29 protein-coding genes and 1 tRNA gene are annotated in these 25,677 nt (G+C 50.4%); 5 read left to right on the forward strand and 25 right to left on the reverse strand.

Translation table 11 applies throughout. The annotated features are described in order from the left end of the window. Positions 1-72 precede the first annotated feature (72 nt). From ACMXD4_RS20585 to atpD, 3 genes are read right to left on the reverse strand one after another with little or no spacing between them, the layout of a single operon-like run. Positions 73-348, reverse strand: a complete 276-nt coding sequence (locus tag ACMXD4_RS20585; protein WP_415879233.1) for an AtpZ/AtpI family protein — start codon at positions 346-348, stop codon at positions 73-75. Continuing rightward, the gene (locus ACMXD4_RS20590; RefSeq protein WP_415879234.1) at positions 345-761 is read right to left on the reverse strand and encodes a F0F1 ATP synthase subunit epsilon; all 417 of its coding nucleotides are present in this window, start codon (positions 759-761) and stop codon (positions 345-347) included. The genes ACMXD4_RS20585 and ACMXD4_RS20590 overlap by 4 nt, the downstream gene beginning before the upstream one ends. Further along, on the reverse strand, positions 758-2,128 hold the full coding sequence (gene atpD, locus ACMXD4_RS20595; RefSeq protein WP_415879235.1) for a F0F1 ATP synthase subunit beta: 1,371 nt from the start codon (positions 2,126-2,128) through the stop codon (positions 758-760). Before atpD ends, ACMXD4_RS20590 begins: the two co-directional genes overlap by 4 nt. A gap of 222 nt (positions 2,129-2,350) precedes the next feature. Between atpD and ACMXD4_RS20600 the strand changes: the two genes are divergently transcribed. Continuing rightward, positions 2,351-2,656 (forward strand): TraR/DksA C4-type zinc finger protein, encoded by a 306-nt coding sequence (locus ACMXD4_RS20600; protein ID WP_415879236.1) that lies wholly within the window; start codon positions 2,351-2,353, stop codon positions 2,654-2,656. 107 nt (positions 2,657-2,763) lie between these two features. Here ACMXD4_RS20600 and ACMXD4_RS20605 read toward each other — a convergent pair whose 3' ends face one another. From ACMXD4_RS20605 to rpsU, 11 genes are all read right to left on the reverse strand, one after another. Next, positions 2,764-3,069 carry a hypothetical protein gene (locus ACMXD4_RS20605; RefSeq protein ID WP_033157699.1) on the reverse strand — a complete coding sequence of 102 codons (306 nt, stop codon included), beginning with the start codon at positions 3,067-3,069 and terminating at the stop codon, positions 2,764-2,766. 101 nt (positions 3,070-3,170) lie between these two features. Next, positions 3,171-4,067: a lysostaphin resistance A-like protein gene (locus ACMXD4_RS20610; protein ID WP_415879237.1), complete on the reverse strand. Its 897-nt coding sequence runs from the start codon at positions 4,065-4,067 to the stop codon at positions 3,171-3,173. Next, on the reverse strand, positions 4,064-4,792 hold the full coding sequence (locus tag ACMXD4_RS20615; RefSeq protein WP_415879238.1) for a 16S rRNA (uracil(1498)-N(3))-methyltransferase: 729 nt from the start codon (positions 4,790-4,792) through the stop codon (positions 4,064-4,066). The genes ACMXD4_RS20610 and ACMXD4_RS20615 overlap by 4 nt, the downstream gene beginning before the upstream one ends. After that, positions 4,792-6,162, reverse strand: coding sequence for an adenosylmethionine--8-amino-7-oxononanoate transaminase (locus tag ACMXD4_RS20620; RefSeq protein ID WP_415879239.1), 1,371 nt, complete (start codon positions 6,160-6,162; stop codon positions 4,792-4,794). Before ACMXD4_RS20620 ends, ACMXD4_RS20615 begins: the two co-directional genes overlap by 1 nt. 54 nt (positions 6,163-6,216) lie before the next feature. After that, positions 6,217-7,509 (reverse strand): adenosylhomocysteinase, encoded by a 1,293-nt coding sequence (gene ahcY, locus ACMXD4_RS20625; RefSeq protein ID WP_415879240.1) that lies wholly within the window; start codon positions 7,507-7,509, stop codon positions 6,217-6,219. Between the two features lie 19 nt (positions 7,510-7,528). Beyond that, positions 7,529-8,689, reverse strand: a complete 1,161-nt coding sequence (gene metK, locus ACMXD4_RS20630) for a methionine adenosyltransferase (protein ID WP_415879241.1) — start codon at positions 8,687-8,689, stop codon at positions 7,529-7,531. Positions 8,690-8,757: 68 nt separating this feature from the next. Continuing rightward, positions 8,758-8,834 (reverse strand) — tRNA-Ile (locus tag ACMXD4_RS20635). Positions 8,835-8,867: 33 nt separating this feature from the next. Further along, entirely contained in the window at positions 8,868-10,679 is a 1,812-nt protein-coding gene (gene rpoD, locus ACMXD4_RS20640) for an RNA polymerase sigma factor RpoD (RefSeq protein ID WP_415879242.1), read from the reverse strand. A 76-nt stretch (positions 10,680-10,755) separates the two neighbouring features. After that, complete coding sequence (gene dnaG, locus ACMXD4_RS20645) at positions 10,756-12,495, reverse strand: DNA primase (protein WP_415879243.1); 1,740 nt, start codon at positions 12,493-12,495, stop codon at positions 10,756-10,758. Between the two features lie 15 nt (positions 12,496-12,510). Next, positions 12,511-12,960: a GatB/YqeY domain-containing protein gene (locus ACMXD4_RS20650; RefSeq protein ID WP_415879244.1), complete on the reverse strand. Its 450-nt coding sequence runs from the start codon at positions 12,958-12,960 to the stop codon at positions 12,511-12,513. An 8-nt stretch (positions 12,961-12,968) separates the two neighbouring features. Further along, the gene (gene rpsU / locus ACMXD4_RS20655; protein ID WP_020483611.1) at positions 12,969-13,202 is read right to left on the reverse strand and encodes a 30S ribosomal protein S21; all 234 of its coding nucleotides are present in this window, start codon (positions 13,200-13,202) and stop codon (positions 12,969-12,971) included. A 104-nt stretch (positions 13,203-13,306) separates the two neighbouring features. Between rpsU and tsaD the strand changes: the two genes are divergently transcribed. Continuing rightward, a complete protein-coding gene (gene tsaD / locus ACMXD4_RS20660; protein WP_415879245.1) occupies positions 13,307-14,317 on the forward strand; it encodes a tRNA (adenosine(37)-N6)-threonylcarbamoyltransferase complex transferase subunit TsaD in 1,011 nt (336 codons plus the stop codon). Here the strand turns inward: tsaD and plsY are convergent, their stop codons facing one another. Further along, positions 14,318-14,890, reverse strand: coding sequence for a glycerol-3-phosphate 1-O-acyltransferase PlsY (gene plsY / locus ACMXD4_RS20665; protein WP_033157690.1), 573 nt, complete (start codon positions 14,888-14,890; stop codon positions 14,318-14,320). It lies immediately after the preceding gene. Positions 14,891-14,979: 89 nt separating this feature from the next. On the opposite strand from plsY, the gene folB reads away from it, so the two are divergent. Further along, on the forward strand, positions 14,980-15,333 hold the full coding sequence (gene folB / locus ACMXD4_RS20670; protein WP_033157689.1) for a dihydroneopterin aldolase: 354 nt from the start codon (positions 14,980-14,982) through the stop codon (positions 15,331-15,333). A gap of 2 nt (positions 15,334-15,335) precedes the next feature. Next, positions 15,336-15,818, forward strand: a complete 483-nt coding sequence (folK, locus tag ACMXD4_RS20675) for a 2-amino-4-hydroxy-6-hydroxymethyldihydropteridine diphosphokinase (RefSeq protein ID WP_033157688.1) — start codon at positions 15,336-15,338, stop codon at positions 15,816-15,818. Between the two features lie 13 nt (positions 15,819-15,831). Here the strand turns inward: folK and ACMXD4_RS20680 are convergent, their stop codons facing one another. Both ACMXD4_RS20680 and ACMXD4_RS20685 read right to left on the reverse strand, forming a co-directional pair. Further along, complete coding sequence (locus ACMXD4_RS20680; protein ID WP_415879246.1) at positions 15,832-16,563, reverse strand: pteridine reductase; 732 nt, start codon at positions 16,561-16,563, stop codon at positions 15,832-15,834. Further along, the gene (locus tag ACMXD4_RS20685; protein WP_308441618.1) at positions 16,564-16,863 is read right to left on the reverse strand and encodes a hypothetical protein; all 300 of its coding nucleotides are present in this window, start codon (positions 16,861-16,863) and stop codon (positions 16,564-16,566) included. It lies immediately after the preceding gene. Between the two features lie 163 nt (positions 16,864-17,026). On the opposite strand from ACMXD4_RS20685, the gene ACMXD4_RS20690 reads away from it, so the two are divergent. After that, positions 17,027-17,440 (forward strand): hypothetical protein, encoded by a 414-nt coding sequence (locus ACMXD4_RS20690; RefSeq protein ID WP_033157685.1) that lies wholly within the window; start codon positions 17,027-17,029, stop codon positions 17,438-17,440. 38 nt (positions 17,441-17,478) lie between these two features. Here the strand turns inward: ACMXD4_RS20690 and ACMXD4_RS20695 are convergent, their stop codons facing one another. From ACMXD4_RS20695 to ACMXD4_RS20730, 8 genes are all read right to left on the reverse strand, one after another. Further along, a complete protein-coding gene (locus ACMXD4_RS20695; protein ID WP_033157684.1) occupies positions 17,479-17,832 on the reverse strand; it encodes a DUF2782 domain-containing protein in 354 nt (117 codons plus the stop codon). A 162-nt stretch (positions 17,833-17,994) separates the two neighbouring features. Next, positions 17,995-19,392: a hypothetical protein gene (locus ACMXD4_RS20700; protein ID WP_415879247.1), complete on the reverse strand. Its 1,398-nt coding sequence runs from the start codon at positions 19,390-19,392 to the stop codon at positions 17,995-17,997. A 79-nt stretch (positions 19,393-19,471) separates the two neighbouring features. Continuing rightward, entirely contained in the window at positions 19,472-19,756 is a 285-nt protein-coding gene (locus tag ACMXD4_RS20705) for a hypothetical protein (RefSeq protein ID WP_051670148.1), read from the reverse strand. 77 nt (positions 19,757-19,833) lie between these two features. Beyond that, on the reverse strand, positions 19,834-21,849 hold the full coding sequence (gene tkt / locus ACMXD4_RS20710; RefSeq protein ID WP_415879248.1) for a transketolase: 2,016 nt from the start codon (positions 21,847-21,849) through the stop codon (positions 19,834-19,836). Between the two features lie 148 nt (positions 21,850-21,997). Further along, positions 21,998-22,645, reverse strand: coding sequence for a 3-hexulose-6-phosphate synthase (gene hxlA / locus ACMXD4_RS20715; RefSeq protein WP_033159367.1), 648 nt, complete (start codon positions 22,643-22,645; stop codon positions 21,998-22,000). A gap of 220 nt (positions 22,646-22,865) precedes the next feature. After that, positions 22,866-23,447 carry a UbiX family flavin prenyltransferase gene (locus ACMXD4_RS20720; RefSeq protein ID WP_415879249.1) on the reverse strand — a complete coding sequence of 194 codons (582 nt, stop codon included), beginning with the start codon at positions 23,445-23,447 and terminating at the stop codon, positions 22,866-22,868. An 11-nt stretch (positions 23,448-23,458) separates the two neighbouring features. Then, positions 23,459-24,403 carry a prolyl aminopeptidase gene (pip, locus tag ACMXD4_RS20725; RefSeq protein WP_415879250.1) on the reverse strand — a complete coding sequence of 315 codons (945 nt, stop codon included), beginning with the start codon at positions 24,401-24,403 and terminating at the stop codon, positions 23,459-23,461. 68 nt (positions 24,404-24,471) lie between these two features. Continuing rightward, a complete protein-coding gene (locus tag ACMXD4_RS20730; protein WP_101053232.1) occupies positions 24,472-25,389 on the reverse strand; it encodes a hypothetical protein in 918 nt (305 codons plus the stop codon). Between the last annotated feature and the right edge of the window lie 288 nt (positions 25,390-25,677).

A 25,677-nucleotide genomic window follows, 5' to 3' on the forward strand; every position in this document is an offset into this window, starting at 1 on the left:
ATATTCCTCGTGTATTTTCAACAAATAATAGCGCTCATTTCGAATTTTCGTGAAGAATAAATCCGAAAAAAATCAGCTTTTTTCCTGCAAAAATCGAAAAACATTATAAGCGCCAACCCCAATACCCAACACGATCAAACTGACAGTCCAGCGCACCGAATAACCGGTGGCCAATGTATCCAACCACCGCCCCAAATACGCACCGGCGACGATAGGCACTACAAACAACAAACCCAGCGTACCGCCATAAAACAACATGCCTACCCAAGTCGCCTGGCGGCGGGTTTTATCTTCCAAGCGACGCAGATCGCGACGAGTGTGTTCGATTAATTTGTTGCGAAAACTCATGGCACTATTCCCGCTGATCCGCGACTACTCAATTCGGCTAATCGTCGCAGCAAAGAATGTTCAATTTCCGACAACGTCGCCCGCGCGGTATGTACTTCTGAATCGGCCTGGGCCATTTCCGCGGCGAGTCGTTCGCAGATGCTATCGCGGTCTTTGCCGAGAAAATAGCGCACCGTCGTCACGGTCATTTGATTGTCGGCAAAGCGCAGCACGCCGCTGGGCAAGGCCAAATAATGCCAGACATCGGCTTGATCGCAGAAACGGGCCAGCCCGTATCTCAGCAATGCCACGCAGTGAATATGCCCCGCCAAAATCCCGAAACTGCCGTCGGCATCGGCGCCGATAAACTGGGTGACGGTATCGAAATGCTCGGCGCCACGACTATCCAACAAAGTTAACGCAAACCCGTTCATGCCGACATTGCGCCTTTCATATAGCAATCGGCTTCGCTGAGCTGGTCATATTGGCCGTCCATGAATGCTTCGCAGTCGGCAATAGTGTGCGCCAGCGGCACGCGCACGCCCGGCATGCCGGTGTGATCGGCTACGGTGGTAAACGGTTGGGTCAGATAACGTTGCAAGCGGCGCGCCCGTTCGACGATGCGGCGATCCTCTTGCGAGAGCTCTTCGATACCGAGCATAGCGATAATATCTTCCAATTCTCGATAGCGCGAGAGATGCTCGCGAACCGCACGAGCCACCTGATAGTGCCGGTCACCCAGGATATGGTGATCCATGATCCGGCTGCTGGATCGCAAAGGATCGATGGCCGGATAAATGCCTTTGGCGGCCTGTTGCCGCGACAAGATGACCACGCTATCCAGATGCCCAAGGATGGTAGCCACTGCCGGATCAGACATGTCATCGGCCGGCACATAAACGGCCTGCACCGAGGTAATGGAGCCGGATTTGGTGGAGACGATACGTTCTTCCAGCGACGCAACTTCGGTCAGTAGAGTGGGTTGATAGCCGACCGTGGCGGGCATCCGCCCCAGCAAACCGGAAATTTCGCTACCGGCCTGGACGAAGCGAAAAATATTGTCCATCAAAAACAACACTTCGGTATCCAGCGTGTCGCGCAAATACTCGGCATAGGCCAAGGCGGTGTAACCGACATGAAAGCGCACGCCGGGTGACTCGTCCATTTGCCCGTAGACCAGTAGTGCTTTAGGTAATACGCCGGCATCAGCCATTTCATGCCAGAGTTCGTGGCCTTCGCGCATGCGTTCGCCAACGCCGGCATAAACCGATACACCTTGCATCGCCACGCTCACCGCGTGCATGAACTCCATCATCAAAACGGTCTTGCCGACACCGGCACCGCCAAACAAGCCGGTTTTACCGCCACGCACGAACGGGCAAAGCAGGTCGATGACTTTGATGCCGGTTTCCAAGATTTGCGAAGCCGGCAGCGTATCGGACAGCAAGGGGGGAGCGGCGAGAATATTACGGAAATTAATGTTAGGTAATGGCTGGCCGCCATCAAGCGGATCGCCGAACACATTGAGCATACGCCCCAAACAACTGGGATCGACCGGCACATTCAAAGCGTCGCCTCGATCAAACACCGGCATGCCGCGAAATAAGCCCGAAACCGAATGCAAAGCAATTGCCCGAATCAGCGTAGGCTCCAGATGCTGAAACACAACCAGCACATAGCGACCGGCACCGTTTACAACATCAAGCGCCTGACCGATTGGCGGCAGATATTCGCAACGCACATCGACCACCGGCCCCTGCGCGGCCTCAATCCGGCCCACCTTCTTCATCTCGCCTGTCATAGCAACTTGCTCCGACGCATAATCCCCCTAAAGCACTTGGAGTAGCATATTTTTAAAATTCTTGCGCCCCATAGCGAAAAAAGCTTGCTACGGAATCGTCAGTGCTTGGATAATCGCATTAGATATTTCGCATATTTGCACTATGTCGCAAGCACCGATTAGCGCTGGTACCCGGGGTTAGTTCAGGAACTTTGGACTTTATCACATTGCCCTAACAACGGAGTGTTGAAAAATGCCGGCGTTCCAACAGAAGGCAAGAAATATTCCGTTTATCCTCAGCAGCGATTTTTACGAGAAAGAGGGGGAAACATGAAACCAAAGGCAACGCAGTTAAGCTTTTGCTCAAGGTGCGGGGATGAAATTCCGCCAGACGAATTGCAATTTCTGCCAAATGCTTCGCTATGCGCTTTTTGCTACAACATGCAGCTGGAATATCGGGATATCCATCACTCAGGCATTAAAATACCCAAAACCGTCTTAACCTTAGTGCCGCAAAACCCAAAGACTCAAGACAGCAACGCGGCCTAACCGCTTCAATCCGGTAGCAAAACCCTTAAAGGCTGGTAGCCACCGGACTGAAACCCCTATCATCGCTAAACTTTATAAAAAGCATCCAGTAACGGTATACGGATTGCCTACTGTTTTATGTTTTTATAACCTTCTTCACTTTCACGCATGATTTTTTGGCCTTCCTCGACCAGGTTGCGGCCTTCGTCAATCTTTATCTGACCCTCACGTTGCATCACTTGTCCGCGTTCGACCATTTGCTTACCTTCCTGCCAACGGCTACCCAACTGCGCAATGCCCTGACTATCCCGCAACATTTGTTCACCGGACAGAATTTTGTCCGCCTGCTTGGTCGGGGCGGCTGGCTCGCTAGCACAACCGGCGACCAGTAAAGTTAACAGAAGAACGGAAGTATTCGGTCTGACTCTGCGCATAAATATGTCCTCTTATGATGCACTGGAAATGATGGAGAGAAATATTGCAAAACACCATGGTATCTGGCAATCATTTTTTCAAGTTGATATGGCGTTTTGATCTAGTCGCCGCGTGCGGCTTTAGCTGGCCACTGGGTCCATACCCCATAAACAATTAGCGCGAATACCAACCAGCTACTAACCAAAGGGCCCACCACGCCGTCGTAATAGGTGTTGACCAGAAACAGTGAATCGGCTTGCAAATTAACGTTGAACAAATCTCTGCTCACCTTAATCTGCCAGACCCACGCGGCGTGACAACCGATACATAGACCCAGACTTTGCGGCACCCGACTTCTGAGGATTGCTAAAAATAAGCCAACCACAAATAAAGCCAGCAAGGCGCTGATTATCTGCGGATTCAACCAGTTGGCAAAGGCTTCCGCCATTAATTTTAAACCACTGCCCGGCGTTAAATCGGCGTAAACCAGTTGCGACTTACTTTTTAAAAAATGTAGCGCCGCATAGTAGATGGAGCTAATTGTCACGGCTGCCATCATTGACATTTTCCGGCTTAAAGCCCCCAGCAGCAGGCCGCGAAATAGCATTTCTTCGCCGACCGCAATCAGCATCGCAAAAAACAAACCCAATCCGATTTTTTCCGCTATTTTGCCCACCGTCCAATGCCGGGTATCGTCCCAGATATGAACATCCAGCCAATACAGCGTCAACAGCACCGGCAGCAAGGTCAATAAGCCCAAGGCCAGACCTTGGCGCATTTGTTTGAAAAATATCGCTTTGGGCGCAAATCCCAAATCCGCCCAACTGAATTGCAGATAGTTCTTTAACAGAAAAATACTCAGCAGCAACAGCACCAAGGTAATTTTGCTGATAACTTTTGCCAACGGCAAAATATCGCCGGCAAGCCACAGCAAACCGTACCCCAGCATGCTCGCAGTCGTGGCGGCAATGACCAATATAAGCAACGGCAGCAACGCATAGACAATCCAGCGGATCAACGAAAATCTCCCCATAAGGTTTGCACAGCGGTCAATGCCGATAACACCGCAGTCTCGGTACGCAAGATCCGGGCACCCATTCGCACCGGCACGAATCCCGCTGTCTTGGCAATTTGGCGTTCTTGCTCGCTGAAGCCGCCCTCGGGTCCGGACAGTAAGGTAACGCGGGAATTTACCGGCTTCAGGTCCGCTAGGGATTGCTCGGCATAGGGATCGAGAAACACGCATAATCCTTGCTGTCCGCTCACCCAATCGGCTAAATTCTCAATCTCGCCAATTGACGGACAATACGTTCTTCCGGACTGTTCGGCCGCGTGCTGGACAATATGCTGCCAATGCTGTAAACGTTGCTGCTTTTTATCGTCGTTGAATTTGATCACGCAACGCTCGGTTACCAAGGGTGTTAACCTTGTGACGCCCAGTTCAACGGCTTTTTGTACCGCCCAGTCCATCCGGTCGCCGCGAGAAATACCCAAACCCAGATTAATCGCCAGCGGTGATTCGACATTGCGCTCAATAAACTGCTCGATTTCTACCCGCACCGTCTTCCGGCTGACTTCGCTGAAACGACCCAGATATTCTCCGCCGTGGCCGTTAAACAGCACAATGCTCTGATCCTGCTTTAAGCGCAGCACACTGCGCACGTAATGGGCCGCATCGTCATCCAATTCGATACGGCCGCCCACATTGAGCGGCTCAGCGACATATAAACGCGACACTCGCATTAGTCCTGCACCGCCAGTTGGATACCTTGCCAGGCCACGTCCGCCATCAGTTGTATCTCCTGCTCGTTGATCACATAAGGCGGCATGAAATAAATCACATTCCCCAGGGGCCGCAGCAACACGCCCCGACTCAAAGCATAGCGATAAACGGCCAATCCGCGTCGCTGCTGCCAAGGATAGGCCTCGCGCGTATGCTTATTTTTAACCAATTCTATCGCAACGATCATGCCGGTTTGCCGTACTTCGGCGACGTTGGGATGCTCCTTAAATCGCTCTACGGCTTTAGTCATTAGTCCCGCTAAATACCGATTGTTTGCAATGACATTTTGCTGCTCAAATATCCCCAGTGTCGCCAAAGCCGCCCGGCAGCCCAATGCGTTGCCGGTATAGCTATGCGAGTGTAAAAAGGCAGTGAGATTCTGATAGTCATCGTAAAAAGCTTGATAGACCTGATTGCTGGTCAAGACCGCAGACAAGGGTAAATAACCGCCGGTCAGGCCTTTGGATAGACAGATAAAATCCGGGCTGATTGCCGCTTGCTCACAAGCAAACAAGGTTCCGGTACGGCCAAAGCCCACTGCAATTTCGTCGGCAATTAGATGTACCTGGTATTTATCGCAAGCTTCGCGCAGCATTTTCAAATACACCGGATGGTACATGCGCATACTGCCGGCACATTGGACCAGCGGCTCGACAATCACCGCGCAAACTTCATCAGCGTGTCGCGCCAAGGCTTGCTCCATGGCCGCGAAACGGCGGGTGGAATAGGCTTCCCAACTTTCGCCATCTTCGCGATAGTAGCAATCGGGTCCAGCTACCGTGATCACATCCATCAACAATGGCGCGTAGGTTTCCTTGTATAAAGCCACGTTGCCAACCGCCAATGCTCCCAGGGTTTCGCCGTGATAGCTGTTTTCCAGTGTGATGAATTTGGTTTTTTGCGTTTGTCCGAGATTGCGCCAATAATGAAAACTCATCTTTAACGCAATTTCGACTGCCGATGAACCGTTATCCGCGTAGAAGCACTTATCCAAACCCGGCGGCGTAATTTCCACCAACTTTTCCGCCAGTGTTAACGCCGCCTCATGGGTAAATCCACCGAGGATGACATGCTCAAGCGTTTCAAGCTGCTCTCGTAGCGCTTGATTGATAATGGGATTGGCGTGACCGAATAGATTTACCCACCAGGAACTGATTGCGTCCAGATAGCGGTTACCGTCGAAATCTTCCAGCCAGACGCCTTGGCCCGATTTAATCGGAATCAACGGCAACGCATCCGCCGCAGATGCCCGAGCATCGTGGTCTTTCATCTGACTACACGGGTGCCAGAGCACGGCAAGATCGCGCTGAACGATAGTTTGATTATTCATAGCTTGCATAAAAAAGGGGCTTGCGCCCCCTTTCCGGTTAGATTGATCTAAGCCTTAATAACGATAATGATCCGGTTTGTAAGGACCCTCTACCGGTACATTAATGTACGCAGCCTGTTCTTTGGTCAATTCGGTTAGTTTTACGCCGATTTGCGCCAAATGCGAACGCGCCACTTTTTCGTCGAGTTTTTTCGGCAGTACATAGACTTTGTTTTCGTAGCTAGCCGCGTTGCTCCAAAGCTCGATCTGCGCCAATACTTGGTTACAAAACGAGTTGGACATGACGAAGCTAGGATGGCCGGTGGCGCAGCCCAAATTCACCAGACGACCTTCAGCCAACACGATAATGCGCTTGCCGTCAGGGAAGATGACATGATCGACCTGCGGCTTGATGCTTTCCCAGGTGTAGTGGCGTAAGGACGCAATATCGATTTCCGAATCGAAATGGCCGATATTGCAGACGATAGCCTGATCACGCATCGCTTTCATGTGATCGTGAGTAATGACTCCGACGTTGCCCGTAGCCGTAACAAAGATGTTGGCAATAGGCGCTGCTTCGTCCATTGTTACTACACGATAACCTTCCATTGCTGCCTGCAATGCGCAGATCGGATCAATTTCTGTAATCAGAACAGTGGCACCCAATCCACGTAGAGATTGCGCACAACCTTTACCCACATCACCATAGCCGCAGACCACGGCAATTTTTCCGGCTACCATTACGTCGGTGGCACGTTTGATGCCGTCGACCAAAGATTCGCGGCAACCGTAAAGGTTATCGAATTTGGATTTGGTGACCGAATCGTTAACGTTAAACGCCGGTACTTTCAGCGTACCTTTCGCCACCATTTCGGTCAGACGCAACACACCAGTGGTGGTTTCTTCGGACAAGCCTTTCACATCCGCCATCAATTCGGGGAAGTTATTGTGCATCATGGTGGTCAGGTCCCCGCCATCGTCCAGAATCATATTCGGACGCCAACCGTCAGGGCCAAGAATGGTTTGTTCGATACACCATTCTGCTTCCGCCTCGGTCTCGCCTTTCCAGGCAAAAACAGGGATTCCGGCAGCGGCTATCGCAGCCGCTGCATGATCCTGAGTGGAGAAAATATTGCAGGAGGACCAGCGGACTTCCGCACCCAATGCCGTCAGCGTTTCGATTAATACCGCAGTTTGAATGGTCATATGCAAACAACCGGCGATACGCGCGCCCTTCAGTGGCTGTTGAGAGCCGAACTCGGCGCGCAAAGCCATCAAACCCGGCATTTCGGTTTCGGCGATATTAATTTCTTTACGCCCCCATTCAGCTAGGGCTAAATCGGCAACTTTGTAATCGGCTTGGCTCATAATATTTTCCTGATCCTGATTAAATGCCCGCAGCATCTTTCAATGCGTCGGCTTTGTCGGTTTTTTCCCAGCTGAAGCTGGCTTCGTTACGACCAAAATGGCCGTAAGAGGCAGTTGGACGATAAATCGGTTTTAATAAATCCAATTGGGCAATCAAGCCTTTCGGGCGCAAATCGAAGTGCTCGCGCACGATTTGCACCAAGCGTTCTTCTTCGATTTTGCCAGTACCGAAGGTTTCGATGCTGATGGAAGTAGGCTCAGCGACGCCGATCGCGTAAGACACCTGAATTTCGCAACGTTCTGCCAATCCGGCGGCAACGATATTTTTTGCCACATAGCGCCCCATATAGGCCGCGGATCTATCCACTTTTGATGGATCTTTACCGGAAAACGCGCCGCCACCATGGCGGGCCATGCCACCGTAGGTATCGACAATGATTTTACGGCCGGTCAACCCGCAATCCCCCACGGGACCGCCGATGATGAACTGGCCGGTAGGATTGATGAAATACTTAGTATCTTTGTGCAGCCACTCTTTCGGCAAGGTCGGCAGGATGATTTCATCCATTACCGCTTCTTCCAGTTGTTTGCCACCTATTTCCGGGGAATGCTGGGTAGATAGAACGACCGCATCAATGGCGACCGGCTTGTTGTTTTCGTAACGGAAAGTCACCTGGCTTTTTGCATCCGGACGCAGCCATGTCAGGGTTTTATTCTTCCGCACCAAGGCTTGTCTCTCAACCAAACGATGCGCGTAGGTAATAGGGGCCGGCATTAACACGTCGGTTTCGTTGCTGGCATATCCAAACATTAAACCTTGGTCGCCGGCACCTTGTTCGTGGTTTTCCGATTCATCAACACCCATAGCGATGTCGGCTGACTGTTTACCAATGGCATTCAATACCGCGCAGCTATTACCGTCAAAGCCGATTTCGCCGTTGTCGTAACCAATCTCGCAAACTACTTTTCTGACCAACTCTTCGGTATCCACCCAAGCATTGGTGGTAATTTCGCCGGCCAAAACCACCATACCGGTCTTGACCAGTGTTTCGCAGGCTACCCTGGAACGAGGGTCTTGAGCCAGCAAGGCATCAACGACAGCATCTGAAATTTGGTCAGCAACTTTGTCCGGATGACCTTCCGAAACAGACTCTGAGGTAAAAAGGTAGTTTTTATTCACGGTTACACCCTCGCCAAAATTAAAACTTGCGCGTATAAAAAAAGGCCGCGCAAACGGCCTGTTATCTGTGGTGGGCCCTGTAGGACTTGAACCTACGACCTGCCGATTATGAGTCGGAAGCTCTAACCAACTGAGCTAAGGGCCCTTAATTATCTAGCCTACGAACAATGAAAACGCCTTACTCGCCGTCAAGAAAACATCTCAACTGCTCTGATCTGGAAGGATGCCTTAGTTTCCGTAGCGCTTTCGCTTCGATCTGACGAATCCGCTCACGGGTCACGTCAAACTGTTTGCCAACCTCTTCCAGTGTATGGTCGGTATTCATGTTGATACCGAAACGCATCCGGAGCACCTTGGCCTCTCTAGCTGTTAAGCCCGCCAATACATTTTGAGTGGACTCGCGAAGGCCGGCGATTGTAGCAGACTCTACCGGCGAAAGCATCTTGGAATCTTCAATAAAATCACCCAAATGCGAATCTTCGTCGTCACCAATCGGTGTTTCCATTGAAATCGGCTCTTTGGCAATCTTCAACACTTTGCGAATTTTGTCCTCGGGCATTTCCATACGCTCAGCCAATTCTTCCGGCGTAGCCTCGCGACCCAGCTCCTGCAAAATCTGTCTGGAGACGCGATTCAGCTTGTTAATGGTTTCGATCATGTGTACCGGAATACGAATAGTTCTGGCCTGATCAGCGATGGAACGGGTAATCGCCTGACGGATCCACCATGTTGCGTAGGTAGAAAATTTGTAACCGCGTCGATATTCAAATTTATCGACAGCCTTCATCAGACCAATATTGCCTTCCTGAATCAAATCCAGAAACTGCAAACCGCGATTGGTGTATTTTTTGGCAATAGAAATAACCAAGCGCAAATTAGCTTCGATCATTTCCTTTTTTGCGCGCCTGGCTTTAGCTTCCCCTAAGGAGATGCTACGACAAATACTTTTCAGAACAGCAATGCTCAAGCCGTAGCGAGACTCGATATCGGCCAATCGCTGCTGTGCAGCCCTAATATTCTCACGGTGACTACTGAAAACCTCAGAAAAATTAGGCCTTGCAGCGATAAATTGATCCAACCACTCAAGGTTAGCCTCATTCTCGGCAAACGCATTGATAAAGTCCTTACGCGGCATTTTTGCTTTCTTGACGCAAACATCCAGTATGAAACGCTCTTCTTCGCGAATAGCTGAAATCAACTCTTCAGAAATGGATACCATTTTTTTCAAATACTGCGGCGTCCATTTAAACTCGCAAAATATTTCGTCTATCGCATCAAACAGTTTTTCGGTTTTATCATGGCCGTAACCATGTTTTTTAACCGAGGTCGTCGCGGCTTTTAAAGCTTTTCTGAGCAACTCGACTTTTTGCTTAACCTCTTCGTAATCAACGGTTTTGCTCTCTTCTTCAGCATCCTCAGCAGGCTCTTCAATCTCGATACCGCTGACGTCAATATCCTCAACCTCAGTGAGATCGACAAAACCCAACACCAAATCGTTGAGTCGTACGCCGGAGTCTTCAACCTGAACGGAATCAAATGCTTCGATAAAAGTCTCGACAATAAACCCGGATCGGGCAATGGCCCCCACTACTTGGCGTTGCCCTTCCTCAATCCGTTTCGCAATTTTTAATTCTTCCTCGCGAGTCAATAACTCAACCGAACCCACTTCACGCATATATAAGCGCACGGGATCGGTGGTTCGGCCGAACTCGCTATCGACAGACGCCAAGGCTGCGACTTCAGCTACTTCCTCATCATCATCAGCAGTAACGACGGCATCTGAGGTTATCAGCGAGTCATCATCATCCGGCGCCACCTCATAAACCTGAATCCCCATATCATTGATCATGCCGATAATATCGTCGATTTGCTCGGGATCGATAATATCGCTAGGCAAATGGTCGTTGACTTCCGCGTAAGTCAAATAACCCTGCGCCTTGCCTTTTGCTATCAGTTGTTTCAATTGGGATTGCTGTTGTTCTTGATTCATTCTTTACTCACAATACGTTTTCAGCACCAAGCGCCGCAGAACAGGAAATTATAACGGCAAAAATTAATGCGGTCACCTAGGCCTTATCCCTTAAAAGCTTCCGCAGTATCTCTTTTTCTTCAATCATTAAGCCTTCTCGACCCTCCTTTTCGATCAATCGGGTTAGCATAGTTTCCTTGGCCTGTTTACAAAGCTGTCGCAACGCACCGCAAAACTCGGACTCTTCCCCGCCCACCGGTACATCGAGATCTAAACTAGCTAAAGCTTTTACAGCTTTTTCCTGGGATGTTCCCCGGAAATACTCCAACAAGATGGCGCTATTTTCCGGCTTTTCAAGGGCGATCCGTTGCAACACATCTCTCAATAACTCCACTCCCGCAAAACTCAAATCATCGAGAATAACCCCCTCACGCTCAATCAAGCTTGCAAAATGCGGGTTTTGAAGTAATAACCCTAAGACTTTGCGAGCCAAACTGATTCTTGGCGAGGGAATAACTTTTTTGCCGACATTAAATTTAGCCTTAAGTCTAGACTGATTTTCGACAACATCCACGGCAACTCTGGAGCCCGACAACTTCTGCAAACGGGCAAACATCATTTCCCTAAAAAACCCGGCAGGAACTTTTTCCAGCAAAGGCGTTGCTGTCGCTAGCAACTGAGACCGCCCCTCAACGGTTGTCAATTCCAATTGCCCGACAATATTCTCGAAAAAGTAATCAGACAAGACCTGCGCATTAGCAATTCGCTCCATAAACGCGGATAAATTTTCAGCGCGCAACAGGGAATCTGGATCTTGCCCCTGCGGCAATAGCATTATTTTGATTTGTCTGCCGTCACGCAAACAAGGCAAAGCAGCATCGGTAGCCTTCCAGGCCGCCTGCCTGCCGGCATTGTCACCATCGAAACAGAACACCAATTCGGAGGTAAATCGGAACAATAAATCGATTTGCGCTTTGGAAGTTGCAGTACCCAGCGCCGCGACCGCATTGGAAATGCCAAACTGAGCCAGGGCAATCACATCCATATAACCCTCTACCACCAGTATCCGACCGGGCTTGCTATTCTTTTCTAAAAGCTCACAAAGCCCATAAAGCTCCTTACTTTTAGAAAAAACCGCAGTCTCCGGCGAATTCAGGTATTTGGGCAAAGCATCATCCAATACTCGCCCACCAAACCCCACCACTCGCTTTCGTTTATCCCTGATCGGAAACATCAATCTACCGCGAAAGCGGTCGTAAACCTTGCCATCATCCCTGACCACCAGCATACCAGCCTCGATCAAATCCGCTTGATCGAAACGCGCCAACAGGGCGTCCCACTTATTTGGCGCATACCCCAGAGAAAAATCCCGCGCCACCTCACCACTGACACCCCGGGCTTTCAAATAATCTACAGCGATCCTACCCTCGGCATTTCCGCGCAATTGCTCGGCGTAAAACCCAGCAACTCCCGCCAACACCTCGTAAATGTGCGACACAGTTTTTTTATCCGGCCGCCCAGACTCGCCATCGACCAACTCCCTAGGCACATCCACGCCGGCAAAGGCTGCCAAATCCTCGACCGCCTCAACAAAGCCCAGATGGTTAAATTCCATCAAAAAGCCGATTGCATTACCGCTAGCTCCACAACCGAAGCAATGATATATCTGCCGACCGCGATTAACTGAAAAGCTGGGAGTTTTTTCGGTATGGAACGGGCAGCGCGCCGTAAAATTGCTGCCGGACTTTTTAAGAGGGACGCGCGAATCGATTAGATCGACAATATCGACCCGCACCAAAAGATCATCTATGAACTGACGAGGTATCCTGCCGGACATCTTACCGACAAGATATTAAGCGATAAAACAGGCCTTGATTCTCGCACTGACATTCGCCATGTCAGCTCTACCTTGCATTTGCGGCTTAAGCAAAGCCATCACACCACCCATGTCTTTTACCGATGTGGCGCCCATTTTAGCGATAGCGTCGGCGACCATGCCATCGATTTCAGCATCACTGAGCGGTTGTGGTAGAAAATCTTGAATAACCAGCACTTCAGCTTCCTCGATTTCGGCCAAATCATTGCGACTAGCGTCCCGGAACTGCTTGATGGACTCGCGCCGCTGCTTCAGCATTTTATCGAGCACAAGGATGATTCGCTCATCACTTAACTCGATACGCTCGTCGACTTCAACCTGCTTGATAGCAGCCAAAATCATCCGGATTACACCCAGCCTGCCTTTTTCGCCGCCTTTCATTGCGGCTTTCATATCGTCCGTGATACGCTTTTTTAACGCATCCATTGTCTGCCTTAAATTTGTGGACGACCGCGACGCAGATTTTTCAGCGCATACCGTTCACGAGCCAGCTTTTTCAAATGACGCTTAACTGCCGCAGCACCTTTGCGTTTACGCTCGGTGGTTGGCTTCTCATAAAACTCGCGGCGGCGTACTTCAGCCAATACACCGGCTTTTTCGCACGCACGTTTGAAGCGACGAATCGCGATGTCAAAATGTTCGTTCTCTTTAACTTTAACTGATGGCATTATCAATAATCCGATTTATGTTAGTATCTTTTGACGCTATCGGCGATAGCAAGCCCGCCGAAAACGGCCGATTATACTCATAAAATTCTTTAATTCAAAAACTAATGTATGTTTTAGGCATAGAAAGCTCTTGCGACGAAACGGCTGTCGCCGTCTACCAGTCCAGTAAGGGCTTAATTGCGCACACCTTATACAGCCAAATTGCCACGCACGCCGAGTATGGCGGCGTCGTTCCTGAACTAGCCTCAAGAGACCATATTCGCAAACTGGTTCCGCTAATCAAAGCGCTATTGAAGGAAGCCGAATTAACAGCCAATGACATTGAAGGCATTGCTTATACCGCAGGCCCCGGCTTGATGGGGTCATTATTGGTTGGGGCCGCCACCGCCCAAAGCTTGGCCTGGACTTGGCAAATACCCGCTATCGCCGTGCACCATATGGAAGGACATTTATTGGCGCCGATGCTGGAAGAAAATCCGCCTGCCTACCCGTTCATCGCATTACTCATTTCAGGCGGCCATACCCTGCTTATCGAAGTCCGCGCGATTGGCAAATACCGCTTACTCGGAGAATCGCTGGACGATGCCGCGGGCGAAGCCTTCGACAAAACCGCAAAGCTATTAGGCCTGGACTATCCCGGCGGCCCGAAATTGGCTGAGTTAGCGCGCAATGGTCAAAATCGCTTCAAATTCCCCAGACCGATGACCGACAGACCAGGATTGGAATTTAGCTTTAGCGGCCTGAAAACCTTCACAATGAACGCATTGCACGCCACCGAGCAAACCGAGCAGGACAAAGCCGATATCGCTTTCGCATTTCAACAAGCCGTCGCGGAAACATTAAGCATCAAATGCAAACGGGCGTTACAACAGACGCAGTTAAAAACACTGGTAGTAGCTGGGGGCGTGAGCGCCAACCAGGAAATTCGGAAACAATTACAACTAATGGCCGCAAAAGAAGGGGCGGAAATTCGCTTTCCTCGCCCGGAATTTTGCACTGACAACGGCGCGATGATTGCGTATGCAGGATGCCAACGCTTAATGGCCGGGCAAACCCAAAACCTGGAAATTTTCGCCCGGCCTCGCTGGCCGATGGAGCAGCTAATCAGCCTTTGATCAAGACTCTTGCCCAGCCAATAAGCGCTGAATATTGCTTTTATGCCGCCACAGCAAAATCAGAGAAATAGTGGTAAAGGTAGTGGTCAATTTGACATCGCCAACAATCAGCCAAACATACAGAGGCGTTAATGTTGCCGCCACCAAAGCAGCTAACGACGAAATTTTGCCTATTTTGTAAACAACAAACCAGGTGGCAGCCACCACCAATCCCAATAGCCAAGCAACACCGAGCGTTACACCCAGCGACGTTGCCACACCTTTGCCACCTTTAAATTCAAAAAAAATCGGATAAAGGTGCCCCAAAAAAGCGGCAAACACGACCAAGGAAAGAACCAGAGTATCGACCGCCAACGCCTTCGCCAACAACACCGGTAATAGCCCTTTCAAAGCGTCACCAAGCAAAGTAATCGCCGCAGCCTTTTTACCGCCGATACGCATAACATTGGTTGCCCCCGGATTACCGGAACCGTTTTCCCGAGGATCCGCCAAACCCATCATCTTACAGACGATAATTGCACTAGACACCGACCCTGTTAAATAGGCCAAAGGCACCAACAACCAATCCATCATTTAATCAACCTCTCGTCAATACTTGTACAGCGGCGCTATTTACTCGATACTGCCGCCTCTTCAAGAAATATAATAACCGGAAAGCAACGATGGACATCATCTTTTTAGGCGGGCTTGAAATCGATACTGTGATAGGTATTTACGAATGGGAAAGGAAGATTAAACAAAAAATCATCCTGGACATTGAAATGGGCTTTGACATCCAAAAAGCCGCCGCCAGCGACGATATTGCCCACACACTGGACTATAAAGCCGTTTCGGATCGCGTTGTCAGCTTTGTCGAGCACAGCGAATTTTATTTAGTGGAAAAGCTGATAGAAGAAATTGCCGGCATTTTACGCAGCGAATTTGCGATTCCCTGGGTAAAAATCACCCTAAACAAGAAAGGCGCGATTAGCCGCGCTCGCGACGTCGGCATCATCATCGAACGCGGCGAAAGATAGTCATGCCTACCGGATATATCAGTATCGGCAGCAATATAGATAAGGAAATTCACATTCCAGCCAGCCTGCTCACGCTACGCGAATTGTTCGGAGAGCTGACCATTTCCAGCATCTTCGAAAGCGAGCCGGTAGGCTTTGTCGGCGACAGCTTTCATAACCTCGTCGTGCAATTCGAATCGGCATTATCCGCGAAAGAAGTCGCCAAATTGCTGAAGCAAATCGAACTGGACCACGGCCGTAGCAGGGAAAGTCAAAAATTCTCGGCCCGAACTCTGGATTTGGACTTGATTTTATACGGCGACCAAATCATCAGTGACGGCAGACTGCAAATTCCGCGCGATGAAATAGAACATTATGCCTTCGTACTGGAGCCTTTAGCGGAAATTGCGCCAAACGCTACACACCCGATAAGCAAGCGTTGTTACAAAGATCTGTGGCACGATTTCGACAAACACGATTTACGCCAAACCAAACTCGAGAAATAACGCTCTGTAAACTTCAGCGAAACAGTGTCCGTCCACCATCTACCGTCAGTACTTGGCCGGTAATATAATCGGCGCTGCCAACCAAAAACCTTACTGCTTTGGCAATATCGCCTGCTTCGCCGCGACGCTGCAAGGCCACTTTTTTTAAGATATCAACCCGCTCCGCTTCGGTCACATCTTGCTCGGGCCATAAAATGGCCCCCGGAGCCACCGCGTTAACGCGGACTTCCGGCGCCATTTCCCTGGCCAATATCCGCGTCATCGCCACCAAACCGGCTTTAGCCATGCTGTAAACCGGAAAGCCCGGCAAACCTGTCTCGGCGTGAATATCGGCGATATTGACTACACAGCCGTGTTTAACTTTTAGTGACGACCACAACGCTTGTGTCAAAAAAAACGGCGCTTTCAGATTACTAGCCATGGCCAAATCCCAGTCCTGTTCCGTGACTTGCCCAAAGGGTACGGATTGAAACAAGGACGCGTTATTCACCAAAACATCGACACCATCCCACTGAGCTACTGCATTTTCGGCCAACTTCTGGATGCTGCTAAACACCGACAAATCGCCGCTTAATACCCGTGCCGATTCGGCTCGCACGGCGTTCAACTCGGCAGCTAAACCTAAAGCGTCTGCATCGGAGCGGTTGTAATGCAAAATCACATTACAACCCTCACCGTGCAGTAAGCGGGCACACGCCGCACCAATGCGTCTTGCCGCACCGGTTATCAGCACATTTTTGGGCATTTATTGCCCAGCGGCCGGCAAACTGGCGATCAATTTTTTTCTAATCAGATAGCAAGCTGCCAATGCGACGAATACGGGTAATTGGGTAAGTAAAAACTCAGTCACCGAATGCTTGGTTACCATGCCGGCCAATGGCACCACAATCAGCATTTTAGATAACCACCAAGTCAGCCAATACCCTATCAGACCGATCACAGACCAATTAATTAACGGGCCGCCATGATTTTTCGCCGCCATATAAAACCAAACCAAGGTCAAAATACCGCATAACTTAGCCAGAAATAACATCTTCTCCCCCATTTTATTGTTGTTAATATGCAAACTAAACCGTAACGCAATGTAAACCAATCCCGGCAGAAAGATCAAATCAATACCGTCAGACCCTTTATAGCTTGTGCTTCAAACTTGCAGGCTTAAAACATATAATCGCAGCCATCCTAAAACAAGAACATGAGGAACACCCATGCACGCACGTCTTTTTACCATCGCATTGCTGACTATCGGTTTCGGCAATTCTGCTTGGTCGCAATCCACACCCAGCCATGGCGGTCACGGCGGAACCAGCGGCGGCGCAGAGGGCAGCGGCTGCATCAACGCTAAAATTAGCCGCTACACGCCGGAACATTTAGCCACAGTCAAACCGGGTTCGGAGTTTTCATTTGCGGTTTCCGGCAGCAATGGGCCGGGCCACATTCATGTCAGCATTAAACAGCAACCTGTCGCGGTTCAAATTGAAGACAAGGACACGTTCTATTTGGTGAAAGGTAAACTGCCTGACGACCTTAAAAACACGGTCGTCAGAATCTCGGTGAAAGCCAAAGCAAAAGTCAGTAAATGCGATGCGGACGGCGGCTGGCTGCTAAAAATTGCCGAGTAATCTTAGGGCGTCATATTGGGAGGATACATTCAATAAGCTCAATTGAAATCCCACTCGAACAACGTCCACTTGTTGATATTGGTGTTTTCGTCCAAATCATTTTTTTTTACATCCATCTGCTCGTCGCCGTTGGTATCCAGCATGTAGTAAGCAGGGCCAACCTGGGGCTGAATTTTCACCATGTATAGCTTGCCGTTGCGGCGAAACTCCTGAATAGTATCTTTGCCTTTACGAATAATGGTAATGTCGGGCTCCATCTCTTCCCCTGACTGCACTGGAGCCGGTAAATCAGGCGGTTCCGGAACTGGCGCCAATTCGTTGGCATCAGGGCCTGCGGCAAAAGCAACGATCGGCAAAAACAGCATCAAGCTAAAACCCAATAAACGAGACATCAAGATCCCTGCAAAAAATTTGAATGTGGGTAGTCATGATAATACAGATTCGGTAAAGCCGTATAAATCCATGGCTTGCCGGCTCCCTTAAACACACTAAAACCAGCAGGCATAAAAAAACCGGCACTTCCAAAAGAAAGTGCCGGCTTCTTCAGGCAGGTACTAAGCCTGTTTACGTAAGTATTTCTCTACCCCGGTAGTTCTAGCCACGACCTCATCCTTGGACTGCAAGGCTTGCTTTGCCATGTAACGCGCCACACCCGACACGCCAGGCGCATCCTTTGCTAGTGCGTCCTGTTTGGACATGTATCTGGCTACACCAGTGAGTTCTTTCGAATCCTTATCCAGCAACTCATGCTTAGTGACATATCGGCTAACCGAGCTCACTTCGGCAACAGGTTTTTGCGCTAATATTTGCTTGGCTAAATACTTGCTGACACCAGTAGGCGGCGGCAACTGTCTGGTCAATATTGCCTGCTTGGCAAGGTAACGGGCAACACCGGTTAAAGGCTCTGCCTGGCTTTGCAATTGCAACTGTTTAGCCAGATATTTGGCAACACCGGTTGGCTTTGGCGCTTGTTGGGCAGACGCAGCCTGCCTAGCCAGGTAACGCTCTACAGCGGAACCCTCAAATGCCAATTCCTCGGCCAATTCTTGCTGAGCATTTTGTTCTTGATTCAATTGGGCCTCCGCTTTTTCCTGTTGAGCTAGTGCTTCCGCTGCAACATATCGGGCAATCAAAGCCGCAGCTGCCGCTTTTCTATCCGCGGCCGCCTGCTCCGCCAAAAATTTAGCAACGCCGGTCAAAGGTGCCTGCTCTTTTAATAAGCGCTCCTGTTGAGCGACATACTTAGCCACACCGGTTACTAGTGGCGCATCTTTCGCCAACAAAGCTTGCTTGGTGACGTATTTGCTCACACCAGTTGCGATTGGCGCGTCTTTTGCCAAGACATCTTGCTTCAACACATACTTGGCAACGCCGGTAACCAATGGCGTCGAACCGCTCTGCATATTTTGCCGAATGACGTATTTAGCAACATTGGTCACCGCATGGTCTTCGCGATCATTTTTGGTAATGTATTTAGAAACCCCAGTCACCGGCGCGTCTTTAGACAAAATCGACTGCTTGATCAGGTATTTGGCAACTCGAGTAACCGGATTTTCCGCTTGTTGAGTCAGATATTTATCGACACCCGTCGCAACCGGCTCGCTTTCGGTCACTTCTTCAACAAGCTCTTCTACTACTTCGGCAACTTCTTCAATTTCTTCTTCTAGTGTTTCCTCGACAACCGGCTCCACGACAGCCGCCTCTTCGACGGCTTGCCGGGCTTTTTCCAATTGCGCTTGCAAGGCTAAATATTTCGCCACCCCGGTCAACGGCTGACCGTTTTCGTCCAGCTCCGGCTTTGGCGGCTCAAGTTTTTGCAGATAACGGGCTACACCGGTCAATTGCGCGTCTTCGCTGTCGACACGAGAATAAGCTTCCGACCGACTATCACTACTGCCCGAATTGTCGAACAAAAAGCCGAATAAGCTATTCATCAAACTGTTTGTTGCCATTTGAGAATACTCCTGAATGTAATAATTGTTATGTGTCTAGACGACGAGTTCATCAAATTCACGGTATAGCCTAAAAATACTAGGAACCCGCCGCGCTGAATACTACTTTAGGCTGAAAACTGGCTGCCGGGTACTTGGCATCAACTTCTGACGTCGGCTCCTGCTTTGCTTCGGCGCAAGGCGCACTAGCATTACTGGTAGCGGCGACCGGAGAACTGGCCTTGGCTACCTCCGCAATAGCAGGATCTCTGTAGAGAACCTTAGGTTGAAAATCCGCGGCAGGATATTCCTGGGCACTGACAGCAGCCGATGCAGCAAACAGCAAGCCCGTTAAAAACTTCTTAATCAATTGCGTGTTTATCATGATTCCACCTTACTCTATTGATTAAAGACGGGCCTGCCGGCAAACTCGTCACCGACAGGCCTTTCACTTAGCGCCTATTAAAGCACAGCTTCCACATTAGCGACGACATTGTCCACGGTAAAGCCGAACTCTTTGAAGAGCTGACCTGCCGGGGCCGATTCGCCGAAACGGTCCAATCCTACGACTCTACCCGCGCTGCCGGCGTATTTCCACCAGCTGTCGGTTACTCCCGCTTCTACTACCACGCGCTGGGTCACGCTTGGCGGCAATACGCTGTCTTTGTAAGCTTGGTCTTGCGCTTCGAAGACGTTGGTAGACGGTAGTGACACCACGCGGATTTTTTTGCCTTTCGCGCTCAATGCGTCAGCGGCTTTCAACGCCAATTCCACTTCGGAACCGGTGGCAATGATGATCGCGTCCGGTGTGCCATCGCTGTCTTTCAGGATGTAGCCACCTTTGCTGATCGCGTCAATTTGTGCGGCGGTGCGGGGCACGTGCGGCAGGTTTTGACGAGAGAAGATCAGGGTGCTCGGTCCATCTTGACGTTCGATAGCGGCTTTCCAGCAAACAGCCGACTCGACCGCGTCGCAAGGACGCCAGACGTGCATGTTGGGAATCATGCGCAGGGTGGCGGTTTGTTCGACCGGTTGATGGGTCGGGCCGTCTTCGCCCAGACCAATGGAGTCGTGGGTGTAAACGAAGATGGTCGGGATTTTCATCAACGCGGCCATGCGCAGGGCGTTACGGGCGTATTCCGAGAACATCAGGAAGGTGGCGCCGTAGGGTTTGAAGCCGCCGTGCAGGGTGATGCCGTTCATGATGGCGGACATACCGAATTCGCGCACGCCGTAGTAGGCGTAGTTGCCATCGAAGCCCGGTTGGTTGACGTCTTTGCAGCCGGACCACAGGGTCAGGTTGGAGCCCGCCAAGTCGGCAGAGCCGCCCAGCAGTTCGGGCAACAAGGGGCCAAAGCCGTTCAAGGTGTTTTGTGAGGCTTTGCGGCTGGCGATGGTTTCGCCTTTGGCATCCACCGCAGCGATAAACGCTTTGGATTTTTCAGCCCAATCGGCAGGCAGTTGGTTTTTGATCACGCGACGTTCGAATTCGGCCGCGAGTTCAGGGTGTGCGGCTTTGTAGGCAGCAAATTTGGCGTTCCAGGCGCTTTCCAGTTGGGCGCCTTTGGCATTGGCGTCCCAACCGGCTTTGATGTCGGCAGGAATGTCAAACGGCGCGTGCGGCCAGCCCAGTTGTTCGCGGGTCAGGGCGATTTCAGCTTCACCTAAGGCCGCACCGTGGCATTCTTCTTTGCCTTGCTTGTTCGGCGAGCCGAAACCGATGATGGTTTGGCAGCAGATGATGCTGGGCTTGTCGGTGACTTTTTTGGCTTCTTCAATTGCGGCTTTGACGGCGTCGGGGTTGTGGCCGTCGACTTTAGGAATGACGTGCCAGCCGTAGGCTTCGAAGCGTTTCGGGGTGTCGTCGAGGAACCAGCCGGCAACGTTGCCATGACCACGGACTTCGCCATCGATGGAGATGTTGTTGTCGTCGTAGAAGGCGATCAGTTTACCCAGTTTCATGGAGCCGGCCAGGGAGCAGGCTTCGTGGGAGATACCTTCCATCAAGCAGCCATCACCCAGGAACACGTAGGTGTGGTGGTCGACGATGTCGTGACCGGGACGGTTGAATTGACCGGCCAAGGTACGTTCGGCCAAAGCAAAGCCTACCGCGTTGGTAATGCCTTGTCCCAAGGGACCTGTGGTGGTTTCCACACCTTCGGTGTAACCGTATTCAGGGTGTCCTGGGGTTTGCGAGTGCAGTTGGCGGAACTGTTTCAGTTCTTCGATCGGCAGGTTGTAGCCAGCCAAGTGCAGCAAGGAATAAATCAGCATGGAGCCGTGACCGTTGGACAGGATGAAGCGGTCGCGGTTGGGCCATTTAGGGTTGCTGGGGTTGTGTTGCAGAAAATCGTTCCACAATACTTCTGCGATGTCGGCCATCCCCATCGGGGCACCGGGGTGCCCGGAGTTGGCTTTCTGTACGGCGTCCATGCTAAGTGCGCGGATGGCGTTCGCTAAGTCTCGGCGCGAAGGCATGTTTAATTCTCCTTTGAATCTGGTAGTGCGAGCCGGCTCGTAATCGGCCGTGCCCGGTAAAAACTGGGGGTTATAACGAACGAAAGGACGAGTGGCGCTAACCACCCGTCCTTATATTTCCTAACAAATAGGAATTGACAAAGCTGGTTTATGCAGCAGCAGCGTCAACCAGTTCGCGGATTTCGCGAGCAGCTGTTGCTGGGCATGGTGCGCCATAGATAGCAGCACCAACCACGATGATGTTAGCGCCAGCTTCAACGACTTGTTGTACAGTCGCTTGTTTGATACCGCCGGCAACAGAAATACGTACGCCCAAGCCCAAACGAGCGATGTCGTTCAAGTCGCCAAATGGGGTTTGGCCTGCCGCTTGCGCATCCAAACCGGTGTGAATACCGACGATTTGCGCGCCCAATTTAACAGACTCTCTCGCGCACTCGGCTTTGTCAGCCACGTTGATCAAGTCGATTTGGGTTTCGGCAGCGTGTTTTTTTGCTGCCTTGATAACGCCAGCGATAGTAGCCAAACCAGATACGCCCAAAACGGTGCAGATGTCTGCGCCTGCAGCGTAGAAAGCGCCTGCTTCGTATTCGCCTGCGTCCATGGTTTTCAGGTCAACCAACAACAATTTGTCTGGGTAACGTTGTCTCAGTTCTTTGACCAGGTTGATACCGTTGTATTTAATGCAAGGAGTGCCGATTTCAAAAATATCGACATAAGGCGCTACTTTATCAGCCAATTCGACAGTTTGGTTGAAATCCAGTGAATCCAACGCCATTTGAATTAATGGTCTTGCCATATTTATGTGCTCCGATTGTTATAGTTACAGTTATTGTTTTAAGACCCACCCCCCAACCAAACACCATTTTCAGGTCTTTAAGTCGAGAGCGCCGCAAGCCTTTGTCGATGGGCATTTTTCGCGAGTGCGGCAACTCTAAATCAGAATAAGGCACCCTGTCAATTGAAGACCGACTATTTACCCGGCAAAAACCCTGTATTTAGTCGAGACCGATAAAAACTTAACCGCCCAGACCCGTCCAAGGCTTGAATAGCCCCGTCGCGTCCACCCCAAACATATCCAGAATTCGCCCCACCCCCTCATCAACCATTGCCCGCACGGAATTGGTCTTGTTGTAAAAAGCCGGCATCGGCGGATAGATAATCCCGCCCATTTCCGTGACGCTGGCCATATTGCGGATATGCGCCAAATTTAACGGGGTCTCGCGGGGCACCAGCACCGTTTTGCGGCGCTCTTTCAACGCCACGTCCGCAGCTCTGGAAATCAAGTTATCGCCAAACCCATGCGCTACCGCCGCCAGCGTCTTCATCGAACACGGCGCAATCACCACGCCTTCGGTCTTGAAAGAGCCGCTGGCAATACAGGAAGCAATATCGTTTATGCCATGCGTAACATCCGCCAGTTCATACAAAGCAGCCCGATCCATATCTAGTTCGTATTTCAGGTTAACCAAGCCGGCAGACGAGACCACCAGATGCGTTTCCCATTCGTCTTGCTCTCGCAATATTTGCAGCATCCTGACGCCGTAAATAGCCCCGGTAGCGCCGGTCATGCCGATGACCAGTCGTTTTTTATTGCTCATAATGCCCTTGTCTACGCTAAAAGCCTGGCCATTTCATCGGTCGCGGATACTAACGCATCGATCATTTCGTCGCCCCGCGCAATGTGGCCGGCATTAGGCAGCACTACGAAACGAGATTGCGGTAAGGCCTGACGCAGGCGCCAACCGGCTTCTATAGGACAGGTCAAATCGTTTCTGCCGTGAATGATGATAGTTGGTATCGACTGTAACGCCGCACAGTTTTCCAGGATCTGATTTTCGCGGATGAAATAATCATGGATGGCGTAAGACAATTCCATTTTTACTTGCCGTAGCATTTGCTCGCTAACCGACTCCATACTTTCCAGATAGTCATTCCCCAGCGCCACTTGCCCGCTCCACGCCTGCCATTGTTGAGCGGCACGTTTAGCTACATCCTGATCGGCACCAAAAATCGCCTCCACCAATCGCTCCAGGACATTGGCATCCGGCAAATTGGGCAAAGCATCCAGCAAGATCTGCCAGCGTTCGGGGTAGATTTTATTGACGCCGGTTCCCAGAAACCACTCCATATCGGCCTGCCGCGCTAAAAACACGCCGCGCAAGATCATAGCCAACACCTGAGCCGGATGCTGCTGAGCATAAAGCAAAGCCAACGTACCACCCCAGGAACCGCCGAATAACAACCAACTATCAATCCGTAATTGCGTGCGGATACGCTCCATATCGGCCAGCAAATCCTGAGTGGTATTGCCTTGCAATTCGCCAAACGGCTCGGATAATCCGCAGCCACGCTGGTCCATCAGGATAATGTGGTAGCGCTCGGGATCGAAAAACCGCCGATGATCCGGCTTGGTGCCGGAACACGGCCCGCCATGCAAAAAAATCGCCGGAATACCGGCCGGATTGCCGGATTGCTCGACATAGACGCGATGCTCGCTATCTGTTTCCAGAAAAAAGGTATGAAACGGCGAAATGTCCGGATAGAGGGTTTTCATTGATTTTCATCCATAAAAAAAGGGAAGGCTGTGACACCTTCCCTTTTGCGCGCTAACTAAGTGTCAACTTAGAATTTGAAACCCACGTAGCCGCCAGCATTGAAACCGTCGGTAGGTGTACCGTCCAGTTTGCTGGTTGAGTAGTGGTAACGCACGTCAGTACCCAGTACGATGCCTCTGTAAAGATCGTATTCAGCACCAGCCCCGAAGTTCAAACCGGCATTCAACACAGAAACCGCGTTGGACGGAACGCCCAGAATGTTGATGTCAAGACCGACAGGGATAATCCATGGGCGCAATTTGCTGTCGTGCATGAATTTAATTTTTGGAGATGCATTGATTCTCAAGCGAGCGTCTGTTGCTCTTGGAGAAGCGCCATTAACCCTTACAGCACCAGTACCGCCTTCTGATACAGGAACCACAACAGTGCCATCAGTCAAAGTATTAGGTCCTGATCCGTACTGAGCATATTCAATACCCAACTCGATGGCGAAAGAAGTATCGTCCATCAAGCCGAACAAATCATTATTAACATTGAAATCAAACGCACCACCAAAGTAGTAGCCTTCGTTGTTTCTGTTGTTCGATAAAAAAGCACCATCTGTCAATACGTTGGTGTTACCTCTGGCATGATCCAGCGCTGACCAACCGCCACGAACCGCTACCAAGTTATCTTTGGCAGACGCTTGCGCAGGAGTTGACTTAACAGACGCCATCCATTGATCCAACTCTTGAACTTTTGCATTCGCAGCAGTGGAGCTGGCAGATGAAGACTTAACGCGGCTCAATTCCGCTTGCATGGCTTGCATTTGCTCAGCCATTTGTTGCATTTGCGCTTCCAGAGCTTCGGTTTTTCTGGCGGCCGCGTCAGCGACGCGCTCGGCACTGGAACCGGCAGCTTGGGCTTGTGGGGCAATGAATGCTCCAGCCATTGTTAAAGACGCTGCGGCAACACCCAGCGCTAATTTGCTTTTAGTAAAACTCATTGTTGTTCCCCCCAAGGGTAATTATTGTTAAGACTGAATAGCTTTAAAGCAACACAGGATTTCTTCACGTGGGCAATAATAGCAGCAAAACACTAGCCTTACAAGTTTTAAGTCTATTTTTTTTACTCAAAAAATTTGTTTTATATCAATAAGATACAAATACTTTGTAAACTATAATCCATATTTGTCAAAAATTAACAACAGCCATTTGCTTTTTCACACACCCATGGACAATCGGCAAACCCTATCAAAATAAGCCGCCTTCGTGTTACCTTAAAAAAGCCTTCT

Source organism: Methylomonas sp. TEB, assembly GCF_047777895.1.
In the GTDB taxonomy this organism is placed as follows: Bacteria; Pseudomonadota; Gammaproteobacteria; order Methylococcales; family Methylomonadaceae; genus Methylomonas.